This window comes from Pseudomonas frederiksbergensis (genome assembly GCF_003732665.1).
Lineage (GTDB): Bacteria > Pseudomonadota > Gammaproteobacteria > Pseudomonadales > Pseudomonadaceae > Aquipseudomonas > Aquipseudomonas frederiksbergensis_G.
In genome coordinates, this window is record NZ_MOBP01000013.1 from 167,142 (window position 1) to 183,008 (window position 15,867).

Below are 15,867 nucleotides of genomic sequence, written 5' to 3' on the forward strand. Positions count from 1 at the left end.
GTAATATGTGCGTTTCCGGGCATTTCGGTCAAGGCTTCAGCTAAGCGACAGGTTGCGCACCTTTAGATACAGCTATTTAGAACGGAAATTTCACCACTTTCGTTATAAGGTAACGAGATGTGACGGGGTTTGACGTCAGCAACGATAAACACTGGGGTGGTATGCAAGTCGATCTTGATGTCGATGCAACGCAAGTAGCCGGGTTGCCGCGCTTTCAGCAGGCGCTCTTTCACGGGCGGCGATTGCGCCTGTACGCCATTGGCCTGAGTGCCTTGGCGGCGGCGGGGCTGGTGCTGGCGTTCTTCGTCGCGTTGTTTGCACCGCAATCGCTGTGGGGCGCGCTGCTGGTCAACCAGAGTGCCGGGTTGCTGGTGCTGGTCGCCGGTGTGCAATCGGCGTGGTGGGTGACGCAATGGCGCGCCCGGGCGATGAATCCAGTCGTGTCGGTGCCGGTGGTTGTCGACGAAGAAACAGTCGAACCGACGGGTTGGTACGAACGTTTGCTGGACCGGATCGGTCAGCGCTGGGTGCATCTGCTGGGGCAGATCGGTGCACCGACGTTATGGCTGGTTGGCTGGACCGTTCTGACGTTGTACTGCATCGGCCAGGTCTGGAACCTCGCCCTGGCGCCCGCAGCCCTGGGATTATCGGCGAGTGTCGGCGCCGCGCTGTCGTTATTGCTGGCCTTCGGGTTGCTGGTGCTGGAGCGGCAACTGGCCCAGGAAAACCTCGCCGAATGGCCCGAAGCCGGGGCGTTGGCGCAACTGAGCCGCGTGGCGATCATTTGCCTGGTGTTGAGCGCGCTGTGCTTGTTGTTCGGCAACGACACTTCAGTCTGGCCGGTGCGTCTGGCGGTGCTGATCGGTTTGTTGCCGGGGCTGGTGGCCGCGGAATTATTGCTGCGTGCCGTGTTGTCGCTGTTCAGTCCGCAACGGGAACAACTGGAACCCTCGCTGCTGGCCCGCAGCTTTGTCGCCGACATGCTGCGCTGGCCGCCCCAACCGTTGCTGGCCTTGCAGCACGAATTGCACAACCGGTTCGGCATCGACCTGCGGCAAATCTGGGCCTTCACTTACATGCGCCGGGCGTTTTTACCGGTGTTGGCAGTGGTGGCGATGGTCGGTTGGGCGCTCACGGGTATTCATGAAATTGCCCTGCAAGGGCGTGGCATCTACGAACGTTTCGGCAAACCGGTGGAGGTGTTCGGCCCCGGTTTGCACGCCGGTTTGCCCTGGCCGTTGGGTAGGGTGTTGAGCGTCGAGAATGGTGTGGTCCACGAGTTGGCCACCAGCGTCGGTGAAGCATCGGCCCCGGTGGTGGCAGAACCCGCCGAAGGCCCGGCCCCGGCGATTGCCAATCGGCTGTGGGACGCCAGCCATGTGAACGATAAATCCCAGGTTATCGCCAGCAGCCGTGCGGACAAGCAGAGCTTCCAGATCGTCAACATGGACGTGCGTTTCGTCTATCGCATCGGCCTCAGTGACAAGGATGCGTTGGCCGCGACCTATAACAGTGCCGATGTGCCGACGCTGATTCGCAGCACCGCCAGCCGGATTCTGGTGCACGATTTCGCTTCGCGAACCCTCGACGGTTTGCTGGGCGAAGACAGGGTAGGGCTGGGGGACGAGATCGGTCGCGCCGTACAAACGGACCTGCAAAAACTCGACAGCGGCGTGGAAATCCTCGCCACCGTGGTCGAGGCGATTCATCCGCCGGCCGGTGCCGCCAATGCGTATCACGCTGTGCAAGCAGCGCAGATTGGTGCGCAGGCGTTGATCTCCCGTGAACGCGGCGCCGCAGCGGAGGCGACCAATCAGGCGCAGTTGCAGGCCAGCATTGCCCGGGACCAAGCCACCGCCAACGCCCGGGAAATCAACGCCACAGCCCAGGCGGCCGACCTGCGCTTCAGCGCCGAGCGCAAAGCCTACGCCAGCGCCGGCCAGGCCTTTGTGCTGGAGCAATATTTCAGTCAACTGACCCAGGGCCTGGCCAATGCCAAGCTATTGGTTCTCGATCATCGCCTGGGCGGCAGCAGCAATGCGCCGACCATTGACCTGCGTACGTTCACGCTGCCGGCTGACCCTGCGTCGCCGCGTAACACCGCTCAGCCAGGAGCCACCTATTGAGCCAGTCCCACACTCACGATCACGATTACCACACTGGCCACGATCACGGCCATGGCGGGCATTACCACGGTCATCATCACCATCACCACGGCGATCCCCAGGAAGCCGGGCCGTTCCCATGGCGACGCATGGGCTGGGCGGCGTTGCTGGTGGCGTTCGCCATCGCCGCCGCAAGCCTGGTGCAGGTGCGTTCGGGGGAGGCCACGGTGATTACCCGTTTCGGCAATCCGTCCCGGGTGTTGCTGGAACCGGGCCTGGGCTGGCGCTGGCCGGCGCCGTTCGAAGCGGCGATTCCGGTGGACCTGCGGTTGCGCACCACCTCGAGCGGTTTGCAGGACGTCGGCACCCGGGACGGTTTGCGCATCATTGTTCAGGCCTACGTGGCGTGGCAGGTGCAGGGTGACCCGGACAACGTTCAGCGTTTTATGCGCGCGGTGCAGAACCAGCCGGATGAAGCGGCGCGGCAGATTCGCACCTTCGTCGGCTCGGCGCTGGAAACCACGGCGAGCAGTTTTGACCTGGCCAACCTGGTCAACACCGATGCCAATAAGGTGCACATTGCCGATTTCGAAGCGCAGCTGCGTCAGCAGATTGATCAGCAGTTGCTAACCACTTATGGCGTGCGCGTGCTGCAAGTCGGCGTGGAACGCCTGACCCTGCCCTCGGTGACCCTCACCGCTACGGTCGATCGCATGCGCGCCGAGCGTGAAACAATTGCTACCGAAAGCACCGCCATCGGCAAACGTGAAGCGGCGCAAATCCGTTCCGCCGCTGAGCGTGATGCGCGCATCGTGCAGGCCGATGCCACGGTGAAAGCCGCCGACATCGAAGCGCAATCCCGAGTCGAAGCGGCGCAGATTTACGGCCGCGCCTACGCGGGATCGCCGCAGCTCTACAACTTGCTGCGCTCCCTCGACACCTTGGGCACGATTGTTTCACCGGGCACCAAACTGATTCTGCGCACCGACGCCGCGCCATTCCGGGTGTTGGTAGACGGTCCGCCAAGCCTCGAAAACAAGTCCGGATCGCAGCCATGAATTTGGTTCCACGTGGAACAAATGAGTTAAGCAGCCCCTGGATTCAGGCCGGGCGCTTGGCTTTTCTGGCGCTTTACGCGGTCACGGTGCTGGCCGCTTTGGCCTGGGCGTTCTCCAATGTGCGGCAGATTGATCCGCAAAATCGTGCCGTGGTGTTGCACTTTGGTGCGCTGGATCGCATTCAGAATGCCGGTCTGTTGTTGGCCTGGCCGCGTCCATTCGAGCAGGTGATTTTGTTGCCGGCAGCAGACCGGGTGATCGAACGCCGGGTGGAAAATCTGCTGCGCAGCGACGTGGCGTTACAGGCTGATCGGGTCGCGACCTTCGCCACGCCACTGAGCGATGCACTGGCAGGCTCCGGTTATTTGCTGACCGGTGATGCTGGCGTGGTGCAACTGGATGTACGGGTGTTTTACAAAGTCACCGATCCGTACGCTTTCGTCCTGCAAGGCGAACATGTGCTGCCGGCGCTGGATCGACTGGTCACCCGCAGCGCCGTTGCGCTCACCGCCGCCCGCGACTTGGACACGATCCTGGTGGCGCGTCCCGAGCTGATCGGCGCCGATAACAAAGCCGCCGAACGTCGTGAACGCCTGCGCGGTGATCTGGTGCAAGGCATCAACCAACGCCTGTCCGAATTGAGCGCGACCGGGCAGGGGATTGGTATTGAAGTCGCCCGAGTCGATGTGCAATCAAGTCTGCCCGGCCCGGCGGTGAACGCGTTCAACGCCGTTCTGACCGCCAGTCAGCAAGCCGACAAAGCCGTGGCCAATGCGCGTACCGAGGCCGAAAAACTCACCCAGACCGCCAACGAACAAGCCGACCGCACCCTGCAAGTGGCCCATGCCCAAGCCAGTGAACGACTGGCCAAAGCCTCGGCCGATACCGCCACGGTGCTGAGCCTGGCCCAGGCGCAACAGCAGGGCACCGACCCACAAATGCTGCTGCGCATTTACCGTGAACGGATGCCGAAGATTCTCGGCCAGGCCGGTTCGGTGACCACGGTCGATCCGAAAGACGATTCCCGCCTGATCATTCAGGGAGCTGCACAATGACTGCCCAATCCGCCGCCGCACCGAGCATGTTGTCCTCGGCCGAGCAACGCAGCGCCGCGCGCCAACTGACCCTGGCCATGCTTGCCTTGGGCTTGCTCGCGCTGGGGCTGATGTGGCGCTGGGTCTCACCGGAGCAAACCGGGGTCAGCCAATTGCTGCTGGGTTTTGCCTCGATCCTGGTGGCCGTGCCGGTGATGCGCTCGGCCTGGTACAGCTTGCGTTACCCGAGCTTGCACGGGATCACCGATCAGTTGATTGCCCTGGCCATGCTCGGCGCTTGGGCCACTGGTGATTTGCTCACCGCTGCGTTGCTGCCGATCATCATGATCTTCGGCCACGTGTTGGAGGAGCGCAGTGTGATCGGTTCCCAGGAAGCGATTCATGCCCTCGGCAAACTGACCCGCAGCCATGCGCGCAAGGTGCAGGCCGACGGCGCCATCGTCGAAGTCGATAACGGCACCCTCAAGGCGGGCGACCTCGTGGAAGTGCGCGCCGGTGATCGCGTGCCTGCCGATGGCCGCGTGTTGTCCGGTCAGGCGAGCCTCGACACCGCATCGATTACCGGCGAGTCAGTGCCGTTGGAGGCGGTGGTCGGCATGACCGTGTTCGGCGGCGCGATCAACCTCGATGGACTGCTGCGCATTGAAGTGACCCGCACTGGCAACGAATCGACCCTCGGCAAAGTCATCGCGCTGATGCAAAGCGCCGAGCGTTCCAAGCCACCGATCACCCGTTTGCTGGAGCGTTACGCCGGCAGCTACATGGTGCTGGTGTTGTTGCTGGCGGCAGTCACCTGGTTCGTGACCAACGATGCCCAGGCGATGCTCGCGGTGTTGGTCGCTGCTTGCCCTTGCGCATTGGTGTTGTCGGCACCGGCCACGGCGATTGCCGGGGTGGCGGTGGCGGCGCGTCATGGGATTCTGATTCGCAGCTCGGCATTCCTCGAAGAACTGGCAGACCTGACCTCACTGGTGGTGGATAAAACCGGGACGCTGACCTTCGGCACGTTGCGCCTGCAATCCATCGACAGCCCGTTGGAAGATCGCAGTCACGTGCTCAAACTCGCCGCCAGCCTCGGCTCGGCGAGCAGTCACCCGGTCAGTCGCGCGTTGGCCAGCCTGGTCACTCAGGAGCATTTCCTGCTGCTCTCGGACATTCACGAACGCCAGGGTTTGGGCGTGGTGGCAATGACGGAGCAGGGCGAAGCCGCCCTCGGACGTCCGGAGTTATTCGCGCAGTTGGGTATCGATACGTCTGCGGTGCCGGATCACGACGGACCGATTGCCGGCCTGGCACTGAACGGAGAATTCCTCGCCTGGCTGTTGCTGGCGGACACGATCAAACCGGAAGCGCGGTTTGCCTTGAATGAATTGCGCGAGCTTGGCCTGGGTCGGCAATTGCTGCTCACGGGGGATCGGCAAAGTGTTGCGCATACCTTGGCCCGCGACGTCGGCATCAGCGACGTCGAAGCCCAGGCCTTGCCCGAGGACAAACTCAACCGAGTCATGACGGAAATCGGCAACGGCTTCCGGCCGATGGTGGTCGGCGATGGCATCAACGACTCTCTGGCGTTGAAGGCCGGCGTTGTCGGCGTGGCCATGGGCGCCGGTGGGGCGGACATTGCGTTGGCCTCGGCGGACATTGTGCTGATCGGCAGCGACCTGCGGCGGCTCGGCACTTGCGTGCGCCTGAGTCGCCAATGCCGCCAGACCTTGCAGGTCAACGTGATCATCGGTCTGGGCTGGACCCTGGCGATCGTCGCCTTCGCCGCATTCGGCTGGCTCGGTGCGGCGGGGGCGATGATTGCCGCGTTGCTGCACAACTTGAGCACGCTGTTGGTATTGGGCAACGCCGGACGTTTGCTGCGGTTTCAGGAGCCGCTGCTCAAATTGAAAGATGAAGTCTGATATACCCTTGGAGAACGCTCTAAACCGGGAGATATCCGCGCTCTGAACTTTTTAGAACTGTGTGCTCACTTCGTAGTCATCTAGGTGTGGACCATTGGTTGTCAGATTCACGACGGCGGTTTGAAGCGTCGCGAGCTATATAGAAAAAGGCTATTAAATCGATAGCCAGCTATTTTTCTAAGATGGTCTACCCTCAAATCAGACGTCTGAAATAAGGGGGATTTTCCATGCTCGCGCAACTTCCACCGGCCTTACAGAATCTGCAGTTACCGCTTCGCCTGCGACTCTGGGATGGCCATGAATTCAATCTGGGCCCGACGCCCAGCGTCACCATTGTGGTAAAGGACCCACAAATGGTTACCCAGTTGACCCATCCAAGCCTTGATGCGCTAGGAGCGGCGTTTGTCGAAGGCAAACTTGAGCTGGAAGGCTCCATCAGCGACGTGATCCGCGTCTGCGATGAGTGGAGCCAGGCATTGCTGGGCGACACCGACAGTCAGCCGGTGCGCCTCGTCCACGACAAGGAAACCGACGCCAAGGCGATTTCCTACCATTACGACCTTTCCAACGCGTTTTATCAGCTATGGCTCGACAGCGACATGGCCTATTCCTGTGCCTATTTCGAGACCGGCAGCGAAACCCTGGAGCAAGCCCAACAAGCCAAATTTCGTCACCTGTGTCGCAAGCTGCGGCTGCAACCGGGCGACTATCTGCTGGACGTCGGCTGCGGCTGGGGTGGGTTGGCGCGGTACGCGGCCCGGGAATTCGGCGCGAAAGTGTTCGGGATCACCCTGAGTAAAGAGCAACTGGCGCTGGCCCGTGAACGGGTCAAGGAAGAAGGCCTGGAAGATCTGATTGAACTGCAACTGCTCGACTACCGCGACTTACCCCAGGATGGGCGCTTCGACAAAGTGGTCAGCGTCGGCATGTTCGAACACGTCGGTCATGCGAACCTGGCCGAGTACTGCAAGATCCTGTTCGGCGCGGTGAAGGAGGGCGGTCTGGTGATGAATCACGGGATCACCGCGAAGTACACCGATGGCCGTCCGGTCGGGCGTGGCGCCGGTGATTTCATTGAGAAGTACGTGTTCCCCAACGGCGAGCTGCCGCACCTGTCGATGATTTCGGCCGAGATCAGCGAAGCCGGGCTGGAGATCGTCGATGTCGAGAGCCTGCGCCTGCATTACGCACGCACCCTCGATCACTGGAGCGAACGCCTGGAAGACAACCTGGAAGCCGCCGCCAAAGAGGTGCCGCAACAGGCGTTGCGAATCTGGCGGCTGTACCTGGCCGGTTGCGCCTACGCGTTCGCCAAGGGCTGGATCAACCTGCACCAGATTCTCGCAGTGAAAGCCCACCCGGACGGCAGCCATGAACTGCCCTGGACCCGCGACGACATCTACAACCCCTAGAGAATCGGGGAAATAAGCCGGGCGACCCGCATGCCGATCTGTTGCAAGCGGTGGGTCTCCCGGCTTTCTTCTTTGGCGATTTCGTGGGAAAGGGCGAAGTCGTCATTGAGCATCTGCTCCACCTCGGCGGCGAACGCGCTGTCGACCGTCAGCAACATCACTTCGAAATTCAGTCGGAACGAACGATTGTCCAGATTGGCGCTGCCGATGGCGCTGATTTCGCTGTCGATCAACACCACTTTCTGATGCAGGAACCCGGGTTCGTAACGGAACACCCGCACGCCGGCGCGCACGGCTTCGAAGGCATACAGGCTGGAGGCGGCGTAGACGATGCGGTGGTCCGGGCGCGATGGCAGCAGAAGTCGCACATCCACACCGCGCAGGACCGCCAGGCGCAATGCAGCGAATACCGCTTCGTCTGGAATGAAGTAGGGGCTGGTGATCCATACCCGTTCGGTCGCCGCATGGATGGCTTCGACGAAGAACAGGGAACAGGTCTCGTAGGAATCCGCCGGACCGCTGGCAAGCAATTGGCAGAGCACGCCGTCGTCCGGGTACGTGTCCGGCAGGATCAGCGGCGGCAGGGAGCGTGCAGCCCAGAACCAGTCTTCAGCGAATGATTCCTGCATGCTCGCCACGACCGGCCCGCGCACTTGCACGTGGGTATCGCGCCAGGGCGCCAGGGGCGGCTTTTCACCCATGTATTCATCGCCGACGTTGTGCCCGCCAACGAAGCCCAGCACACCGTCCACCACCACAATCTTGCGATGGTTACGGAAGTTGACCTGGAAACGGTTGAGCCAGCCGCTGCGGGTGGCGAAGGCCTTGACCTCGACGCCGGCCTCGCGCAACGGCTGCACATAACTGTGGGGCAACGAGTGGCTGCCGATACGGTCGTACAGTAAATGCACGGTCACGCCTTCGGCGGCTTTCTTCAGCAGCAGGGCTTGCAGGCGTTTGCCGAGGCGGTCGTCGTGGATGATGAAGAACTGGATCAGCACCGCTTCTTTCGCGTTGCTGATGGCTTCGAAAATCGCCTCGAAGGTGGCGGTGCCGTTGATCAGCAGGCGCACTTCGTTATTCGCCAGGCACGGCATGCGTCCCAGCTTCGGCATGGCTCTCAAGGAGGCGTAGGCATTGGAGGCGCGGGCGGTCAGGGCTTCTTCGACCCAGGGCCGCCAATTCAGCTCGGAGATGGCCTTGCGCATTTCTTCGTTGGCCTGGCGCCGGGCCTTAATGTAGCCATCGAAGGTGCTGCGACCGAAGACCAGGTACGGAATGAGCGTCAGGTAGGGGATGAACAGCAGCGACAGGGCCCAGGCGATCGAGCCTTGGGCGGTGCGGACGGTCAACACGGCGTGAATGGCGGCGATCAGGCCCAGCGAGTGCAGCAACGCGATCAGATAACCGAAAATGTGCGGTCCAAAATAATCCATGGGGCAACCTTGCTCCTGAAGATTCAATGCGTAAAAGACCATGTTCCGTGCAGAATGTCGCTATTTAATTAGCCCATGAACCGAAGCCCATGGCTGACGTCTAACGGCCACTATTGATCAGGAGTTACTCGATGAATGTTCGTCTGCTGGGCTTGGCCATGGCCCTTGGTTTGTCCCTTCCTGTGGTGGCTCAGGCGCAGATGCTGCAACCGGGCCTGTGGGAATTGACTACGAGCAACATGAAGGTCGACGACCAGAACCTGCCGGATTTGCAACTGATCCTCGGCCAGTTGCAAAGCCAGATGACCCCGGAGCAACGGGCGCAACTGGAGAAGCAGGGCATCACCATGGGCGGCAAGGGGATTCGTGCCTGTCTGACCCAGGCCCAGGTAGCGTCGGACAATATCCCGCTGACGGACCCGCAATCGGGCTGCAAGCAGGAAATCACCGACCGCACCGGCAACCAGTGGAAATTCCGCTTCAGTTGCCCGAAAGCGCAGGGTACGGGTGTGGCGACGTTCCTCAGTGATCGCGAGTTCACCACCAAGGTCAATGGCACGTTCAATGCCACCGGGATTCAGCAGAAGGGCAGCCTGGATACCCGCGCGGTTTGGCTGGGGCAGGATTGCGGCACTGTTAAACCAAGAGCTTAAAAGCTTCGCGAGCAAGCCCGCTCCCACATTGGATCTGTGTCGTTCACAAAACCAATGTGGGAGCGGGCTTGCTCGCGAAGGCGTCCTGTCAGACCCCGCAATCTTTGGGATGTAAAAACCCACACACCTCATCAATCCTCATCCGCCCGAAATCCTCCCCGCTGCAACTGCGCACGCTGACAAACCCGCCGTGCTTTTCTTTCTCTCCGACCACCAACAGATACGGCACGTTACGCTCACTGTGCACGCGAATCTTGTGGGCGATCTTTTCGTTGCGCAGGTCCACATGGGCGTGAATCCCGCTACGTCGCAGTTGCTCAGTCACTGATTGGGCGAAGGCGATCTGGCGCTCATCAATGTTCACCAGCATTACCTGGGGCGGCGTTCGCCAATGTTCCAGTTCCTCCTGGCTCGGCCAGCAAGTCCCATAAATCCGTTGCAGCGCCATGCCGCCGACATGCTCAAGGGCAAAGGCTTGCAGCACTTTGGTAGCGGGGACGTGCGGTCCCTTGGACAAATATTCACTGTCGCCCATGCAGTACACCGAATGCTGTTCGGTGGCGGACAATGGTCGCTGCCGGATCGAATGGTTGGTTGCCGCCAGCATGCGCATCCGCACTTCAATCGGGATCAGATCCGCCAGTGTCAGCGTGCGCTGCAAGGCAAACTCATAAAAGAAGCCGTCGCCCAGTGCCGAACCCTTCAGCAGCAGGACACTTGGATGCAGCTGCTTGACCGCCATGGCCAACATCAGCGCACAGGAGCGGCGCAGGATCTCCAGACCATCCGGCTCTTGAGGCGTGACGATACTGACCCGGGCATCGCCCTGGATCATGAAGCCACAGTCGACCAATACACCGTCCACCCGGCCGGCCACCGCAGCCTGGGCCAGCGCGAGCCCGATACTCGCCGCGACTTCGAACACCGACAATGGCTGATCGTATTCGCGCAGTGAACCATCGGGTAGGGTGATGTGGATCATGGTCACGGGTCTCGGCAAGGAAGGCGTTAGCGCATGAACCGCAGGGGCAAACCCTGGCAGTTGTCATGTAGACGATTGGCGTGCCAGGCAATTTGCCCCGACACCAGGGTGGTGCTGACGCTGTGGCGAAAACGGTGGTGAGCGAACGGCGTCCAGCCGCACTGGGAGAGGATCGGTTGCTGGGAAACGGCAACGCCATTGGGCTCGGGTTTGATCAGTACCAGATCGGCCCAGTAGCCTTCGCGCAGATAACCACGGTCAGGGATCGCGAACAGATCGGCCACGCGGTGACTGGTCTTGGCCACGAGGGTGGTGATCGGCAGTACTTCGTCCGCGACCAACTCCAGCAACGCGGGGAGGGCGTGTTGTACCAGCGGCAAGCCGGACGGTGCCAGCATATACGGCCGCTGTTTTTCGGCCCAGGTGTGGGGCGCATGATCGCTGCCGATCACGTCCAGTCGGTTGCTCAGCAACGCTTGGCGTAGCGCATCACGGTCGCTCTGGGATTTGATCGCCGGGTTGCATTTGATCAGGTTGCCGAGGCTCGCATAGTCGCGATCATCGAACAACAAATGGTGCAGGCAGACTTCGGCGGTGATGCGCTTCTGGCTCAGGGGTTTGTCTTCGAACAACGCCAGTTCCAGTGCAGTGGTCAGGTGTAAAACGTGCAATCGAGTGCCGTGGCGCCTGGCCAATTCCACGGCCATTGAAGAAGACCGAAAGCAGGCCTCGGCGTTGCGGATCAGCGGATGGGCGCTTGGGGGAATCTGTTCGCCGTACAGCTTTTTCAACGTTGCGGCATTGGCGTCGATGCTCGGCGTGTGTTCACAGTGAGCCAGCAGAATCGTCGGCACCTCGGCGAACAGCCGCTCAAGTATCCGCGGATCGTCCACCAGCATGTTGCCGGTGGAGGCGCCCATGAACACTTTCACCCCGGCCACTTCGCAAGGGTTGAGCGCGGCAACAGTGTCGAGATTGTCGTTGCTCACCCCGAAGTGAAACCCGTAATTGGCTACGGAATTGATCGCCGCCCGGCGCTTTTTATCGGCCAGCGCTTCGAGGGTCAGGGTGGCCGGACGGGTGTTGGGCATGTCCATGAAACTGGTGATGCCACCGGCCACCGCTGCTCGGGATTCGGTGTAGAAACTGCCTTTGTCCGGCGCCCCCGGATCACGGAAATGCACTTGGTCGTCGATCATCCCCGGTAGCAGACACTGACCCCGGGCATCGATTTCCACGTTCGCCTTTTCGCCTTCGATGCTGCTGGCGATCTTGACGATACGACCATTGCTGACCAATAGATCGCCGTCAAACTCACGACCTTCGTTCACCAACCGGGCATTGCGAATCAGCACGCTGCTCATGGTCAGAACTCGTTCTGCAGGGCTTTGTAGCCGCGCACCAGATCGACATTGGTGCGCGCCACATCCTCGGAAAACTCCGAGGCGCTGACACTCACCGGCGGGAACTGCGACAGGTCGGTGCCGGGGCCGATTCGGGTAGTGGACGGCACGTAGAAGGCATCGGGCAAGTCCCGGCCGTCGACTACCGAGTTGTGCCGCACCACGCAGCCGTTACCCACCGAACAGTTGAACAACACACTGTTGAAGCCGATGAACACCCGGTCGCCAACAGTGCAGGGACCGTGGACGATGGAGCGGTGGGCAATGGAGCTGAACTCGCCGATGGTCACCGCCGCGCCGGACTTGGAATGGATCACCACGCCGTCCTGGATATTCGAGTTGGCGCCGATGGTGATCGGCTCCATCTCGCCCGAGGCGTCCACTTCGTCGGCGCGAATCACCGCGTAGGGACCGACGAAGACGTTCTCGCCGATCACTACTTTGCCGCAGATGATCGCGGTTTTATCCACGTAGGCAGACTCCGCGATCACCGGCAGATCACCCGAAGGATTCTTCCGGATCATGGCTTGCTCAACGCGTCGTACAGGGTGTTGAGGTTGTATTCGAACAACCCGGCGAAGGTGCTGGCCGGACCGCTTGCCGCCAATGCATCGGAGTACAAGGTGCCGCCGATGTGTGCGCCGCTTTCATCGGCAATCTGCTTGAGCAGGCGCGCGTCCTTGATGTTTTCCATGAACACCGCTTTGACTTTGGCCTGACGAATCTGGGTGATCAACGCTGCGACTTCGGCGGCGGAAGGTTCGCGCTCTGTGGACAGACCTTGGGGCGCCATGAAGTCGATACCGTAGGCCTGGCCGAGATAGCCGAACGCGTCATGCGACGTGACGATCTTGCGGTTGCCCGGCGGCAGCGAACCGAGCTTGGCCTTGGCTTCGGCGAGCAGGGCGTAGATCTGTTTGAGGTAGGCCTGGCTGTTGCGCTGGTAGTCGGCCTTGTTCGCCGGGTCTGCGGCGATCAACGCTTTGGTGATGTTGGCAATGTACAGCTCGGTGTTCGCCAGGTTGTGCCAGGCGTGTGGGTCGGGAATGGTTTCGCCGTCTTCATCCAGCGAACGCGGAATCACACCGTGACTGGCGCTGATCACTGGAGCTTTGGTTTCAGTGCTGGTCACCAGACGATCCAGCCACGGCTCGAAGCCGAGGCCGTTCTTGATGATGAGCCTGGCCTTGAGCAAGGCCTTGGCGTCGTCCGGGGTCGGCTCGTAGGTGTGGGCATCGGCGTCCGGGCCGACCATGTTGGTGATCTGGATATGCTCGCCGCCGACCTGATGGGTCATGTCGGCGAGGATGCTGAAACTGGTGACCACCTGCAGTTTTTCTGCGGCGGACAGCGACATCGACAGCATCAAACTGAACAGCACGAGTAAAGCGCGCATCGGGAAACACCTCATTGGGATGTGAGCAAAGGCGGGCGGCGCAACAAGCCGTGCACCGGACCAAACACCACGGACAGCAAATACAAACCGCCAGCCACCAGCACGATGGCCGGGCCGCTGGGCAGCGAGTAGTAGAACGACAGCAGTAAACCGAACCACACCGAGAGGCAGCCGAGCGTGGCGGCGATGGCCATCAGCGCCGGCAAGCGACGGCTCCAGAAGCGTGATGCAGCGGCCGGCAACATCATCAGACCGACCACCATCAGCGCGCCGATGGCCTGGAAACCGATCACCAGATTCAGCACCACGAGGGTCAGGAATACGCCGTGGGCGAGTGGCCCGAGACGGCTGACGGTTTGCAGGAACAGCGGGTCGAGGGTGTCCAGCAACAGTGGTTTGTAGATCAGGGCCATGGCGATCAGGCTGAAACCGGAGACCCAAAGCATGCCGGTGAGCGTCGGCCCGTCGACCGCCAATGCCGAGCCGAATAGCAGGTGCAGGAGGTCCAGGCGTTTGCCAGCGATGCCAAGGATCAGCACGCCACTGGCCAGGGAGATCGGGTAAATCGCGGCGAGGCTGGCGTCTTCTCGCAGACCGGTACGCCGGGTGATCCATGCGGCCAGACCGGCCATGCTCAGGCCCGCGCCGAGGCCGCCGATGGTCAACGCGGGGAGACTCAGACCGGCGAACCAGAAACCCAATGCAGCGCCGGGCAAGATGCCATGGGCGACCGCATCGCCGATCAGGCTCATGCGGCGCAGGATCAGAAACACGCCAAGTGGGGCGGTGCTACACGCGAGCACCAGGCCGCCGAGCAGCGCCCTGCGCATGAATACAAACTCGTGGAACGGTTGCCAAAGGTGTGTGGCGGCGATCATCAGGCCACCTGCGTTTGCGGTTGTTGGCGAATCAGTTCGGTGCTGGGGCCGAGCGTGCAGCCGCTGCTTTTGATCAGCAGGGTGTGCGGAATGTGTTGGCGGACGGCGGCTAAGTCGTGGCACACGACGACCAGGGTTTTACCTTCGGCGTGCCAGGCGTGGATGTGTTTCCAGAGCAGTTCCTGGCCGAGTTCGTCGAGGGCTGCGTGGGGTTCGTCGAGCAGCAGAAGGGGCGCTTCGGCGAGACTCAAACGGGCAAGCAGGGCGCGTTGTAATTCGCCACCGGAGAGGGCCATCAAAGGGCGATGTTCCAGGCCTGAGAGGCACCAATCTTCCAGCACGGCTTTGAGTTTTTGGCTGCGGGCTTCAGGCGATTGTTTGCTGCCCCAGAATCCGGCGGCCACCAACTCTTGGAGGCTGATGGGGAATTGCCGGTCCAGGTGTTGTTGCTGGGGCAGGAACGAGAGGCCGCCCTTGCGTGGAACATCCAGCAGGATTTTGCCGGCCAGTGGTTTTTGCAGACCGGCGATGACTTTCAGCAGACTGCTTTTGCCCGAGCCATTGGCGCCGATGACGGCGGTCAGGCTGCCCTTGGGTAGCTCGAAATCTACGGCGGGTGTGAGGGGTTGGCCGGGTGCGCCCCAGCGTAGGGATTGGCCGCGGATCATTCGGCTGCCTCCCAATTCCAGCGGCTTTCGGCGACGGCGTCGTGGGCGTGCAAACTTTCGGCATGGACGACTCGCAGGTGAAACCCGTTGATGCCGGGAGAGCGTTTAAGGGCCAGGTTCAAGCGGCGTGCGGCGTCTTCGCAGAACATCAGGTTCTGCCCGTTGGCTAGGGCGAAGGCTTGTTCGTCGGCGCGTTTCACTGCGGTTTGCACGGCAGTGCCGAGGGCGGCTTCGGCGTCGTTGATGATCGCAATCAACGGTAAGTCGTCGAGGTAATCGTCCAGGCGCAGCTGTAAGTGAGCGGTGCTGCGTTGGCTATGCGGTGTGGCGAGGATGCCTTTTGTGGAACCGAGCCAGGCCAAAACGTCGGCATGTTGCAGAGGCGTGTTGGCGAAATCATCGATGAATTGCTGTTGGATAAGTTGGCGCGACAACGCGGCTGAACACGGGCACGTAGAGGAATAAGCCACGTCGATTTTTAGTTCCACGTGGAACATATCGTTTTTCAACCGCGCTTCAATGCACGCCGGATAGGTTTTCCAACCCGCCAATGGACTGATAAGCGCCGGTCGTTTGAGCAGTAAATCGGTATGAATTTTCAAGTAAGCGCTGGAGGACAATCCTTCGTGGCTGTCGAGAAAATGCTGCAAAACTCTGCGCAGTAATCCCGGCGTGAGGTTTTCCCGTTCAAGCGTTTCCAGCGCCAGATACAGCCGCGACATATGAATGCCGCGCGCTTCGCCATCGTCCAGGCTGACACCGGCATCCGCCTTGGCGCTCAGCCGTTGGCCATCGAATAACACAGGAAGAGCAATGCCGCACATGCCCACCCACTCGAGTGGCAGGGCTTGGCGTGAGGCCTGCGCGGCGATATCCGGCAGAGTCAGCGCATTCATGAGAAGGTCCATCGTGGG

At 61.2% G+C, this 15,867-nt stretch carries 14 protein-coding genes; 6 read left to right on the forward strand and 8 right to left on the reverse strand.

The window, feature by feature from the left end; genetic code table 11:
* The first annotated feature begins 161 nt into the window (after positions 1–161).
* From hflK (BK665_RS21190) to cfaB, 5 genes are all read left to right on the forward strand, one after another.
* Positions 162–2,126: a protease modulator HflK gene (hflK, locus tag BK665_RS21190; RefSeq protein WP_123408687.1), complete on the forward strand. Its 1,965-nt coding sequence runs from the start codon at positions 162–164 to the stop codon at positions 2,124–2,126.
* Positions 2,123–3,163, forward strand: coding sequence for a protease modulator HflC (gene hflC, locus BK665_RS21195; RefSeq protein ID WP_123408585.1), 1,041 nt, complete (start codon positions 2,123–2,125; stop codon positions 3,161–3,163). Before hflK (BK665_RS21190) ends, hflC begins: the two co-directional genes overlap by 4 nt.
* Entirely contained in the window at positions 3,160–4,218 is a 1,059-nt protein-coding gene (hflK, locus tag BK665_RS21200) for a protease modulator HflK (RefSeq protein WP_123408586.1), read from the forward strand. Before hflC ends, hflK (BK665_RS21200) begins: the two co-directional genes overlap by 4 nt.
* Positions 4,215–6,125, forward strand: a complete 1,911-nt coding sequence (locus BK665_RS21205) for a heavy metal translocating P-type ATPase (RefSeq protein WP_123408587.1) — start codon at positions 4,215–4,217, stop codon at positions 6,123–6,125. The genes hflK (BK665_RS21200) and BK665_RS21205 overlap by 4 nt, the downstream gene beginning before the upstream one ends.
* Positions 6,126–6,352: 227 nt before the next feature.
* Positions 6,353–7,537, forward strand: a complete 1,185-nt coding sequence (gene cfaB, locus BK665_RS21210; RefSeq protein ID WP_123408588.1) for a C17 cyclopropane fatty acid synthase CfaB — start codon at positions 6,353–6,355, stop codon at positions 7,535–7,537.
* Here cfaB and cls read toward each other — a convergent pair.
* Positions 7,534–8,973, reverse strand: a complete 1,440-nt coding sequence (gene cls, locus BK665_RS21215) for a cardiolipin synthase (protein ID WP_123408589.1) — start codon at positions 8,971–8,973, stop codon at positions 7,534–7,536. The two genes, cfaB and cls, sit on opposite strands and share 4 nt — an antisense overlap.
* Before the next feature lie 131 nt (positions 8,974–9,104).
* Here cls and BK665_RS21220 point away from each other — a divergent pair, with 131 nt between their 5' ends.
* A complete protein-coding gene (locus BK665_RS21220) occupies positions 9,105–9,626 on the forward strand; it encodes a DUF3617 domain-containing protein (protein ID WP_123408590.1) in 522 nt (173 codons plus the stop codon).
* Positions 9,627–9,714: 88 nt separating this feature from the next.
* Here the strand turns inward: BK665_RS21220 and BK665_RS21230 are convergent, their stop codons facing one another.
* Genes BK665_RS21230 through folE2 form a run of 7 tightly spaced genes read right to left on the reverse strand, consistent with a single transcriptional unit; the run spans position 9,715 to position 15,849 of the window.
* Positions 9,715–10,608 (reverse strand): His/Gly/Thr/Pro-type tRNA ligase C-terminal domain-containing protein, encoded by an 894-nt coding sequence (locus BK665_RS21230; protein ID WP_123408592.1) that lies wholly within the window; start codon positions 10,606–10,608, stop codon positions 9,715–9,717.
* Between the two features lie 26 nt (positions 10,609–10,634).
* Positions 10,635–11,972: a dihydroorotase gene (locus BK665_RS21235; protein ID WP_123408593.1), complete on the reverse strand. Its 1,338-nt coding sequence runs from the start codon at positions 11,970–11,972 to the stop codon at positions 10,635–10,637.
* Positions 11,973–11,974: 2 nt separating this feature from the next.
* Complete coding sequence (locus BK665_RS21240) at positions 11,975–12,535, reverse strand: gamma carbonic anhydrase family protein (RefSeq protein WP_123408594.1); 561 nt, start codon at positions 12,533–12,535, stop codon at positions 11,975–11,977.
* The gene (locus tag BK665_RS21245) at positions 12,532–13,407 is read right to left on the reverse strand and encodes a metal ABC transporter substrate-binding protein (protein ID WP_123408595.1); all 876 of its coding nucleotides are present in this window, start codon (positions 13,405–13,407) and stop codon (positions 12,532–12,534) included. Before BK665_RS21245 ends, BK665_RS21240 begins: the two co-directional genes overlap by 4 nt.
* 11 nt (positions 13,408–13,418) lie before the next feature.
* Entirely contained in the window at positions 13,419–14,285 is an 867-nt protein-coding gene (locus tag BK665_RS21250; RefSeq protein ID WP_123408596.1) for a metal ABC transporter permease, read from the reverse strand.
* Entirely contained in the window at positions 14,285–14,953 is a 669-nt protein-coding gene (locus BK665_RS21255; RefSeq protein ID WP_123408597.1) for a metal ABC transporter ATP-binding protein, read from the reverse strand. The genes BK665_RS21250 and BK665_RS21255 overlap by 1 nt, the downstream gene beginning before the upstream one ends.
* On the reverse strand, positions 14,950–15,849 hold the full coding sequence (gene folE2 / locus BK665_RS21260) for a GTP cyclohydrolase FolE2 (RefSeq protein ID WP_123408598.1): 900 nt from the start codon (positions 15,847–15,849) through the stop codon (positions 14,950–14,952). The genes BK665_RS21255 and folE2 overlap by 4 nt, the downstream gene beginning before the upstream one ends.
* Positions 15,850–15,867: the final 18 nt, after the last annotated feature.

What these genes read in the sequence shown, in the direction of transcription:
- hflK (WP_123408687.1), top strand. Translation starts at nt 162, where the DNA reads ATGCAAGTCGATCTTGATGTCGATGCAACGCAAGTAGCCGGGTTGCCG.
- hflK (WP_123408586.1), top strand. Translation starts at nt 3,160, where the DNA reads ATGAATTTGGTTCCACGTGGAACAAATGAGTTAAGCAGCCCCTGGATT.
- BK665_RS21205 (WP_123408587.1), top strand. Translation starts at nt 4,215, where the DNA reads ATGACTGCCCAATCCGCCGCCGCACCGAGCATGTTGTCCTCGGCCGAG.
- cfaB (WP_123408588.1), top strand. Translation starts at nt 6,353, where the DNA reads ATGCTCGCGCAACTTCCACCGGCCTTACAGAATCTGCAGTTACCGCTT.
- cls (WP_123408589.1), bottom strand. Translation starts at nt 8,973, where the DNA reads ATGGATTATTTTGGACCGCACATTTTCGGTTATCTGATCGCGTTGCTG.
- BK665_RS21220 (WP_123408590.1), top strand. Translation starts at nt 9,105, where the DNA reads ATGAATGTTCGTCTGCTGGGCTTGGCCATGGCCCTTGGTTTGTCCCTT.
- BK665_RS21230 (WP_123408592.1), bottom strand. Translation starts at nt 10,608, where the DNA reads ATGATCCACATCACCCTACCCGATGGTTCACTGCGCGAATACGATCAG.
- BK665_RS21235 (WP_123408593.1), bottom strand. Translation starts at nt 11,972, where the DNA reads ATGAGCAGCGTGCTGATTCGCAATGCCCGGTTGGTGAACGAAGGTCGT.
- BK665_RS21240 (WP_123408594.1), bottom strand. Translation starts at nt 12,535, where the DNA reads ATGATCCGGAAGAATCCTTCGGGTGATCTGCCGGTGATCGCGGAGTCT.
- BK665_RS21245 (WP_123408595.1), bottom strand. Translation starts at nt 13,407, where the DNA reads ATGCGCGCTTTACTCGTGCTGTTCAGTTTGATGCTGTCGATGTCGCTG.
- BK665_RS21250 (WP_123408596.1), bottom strand. Translation starts at nt 14,285, where the DNA reads ATGATCGCCGCCACACACCTTTGGCAACCGTTCCACGAGTTTGTATTC.
- BK665_RS21255 (WP_123408597.1), bottom strand. Translation starts at nt 14,953, where the DNA reads ATGATCCGCGGCCAATCCCTACGCTGGGGCGCACCCGGCCAACCCCTC.
- folE2 (WP_123408598.1), bottom strand. Translation starts at nt 15,849, where the DNA reads ATGAATGCGCTGACTCTGCCGGATATCGCCGCGCAGGCCTCACGCCAA.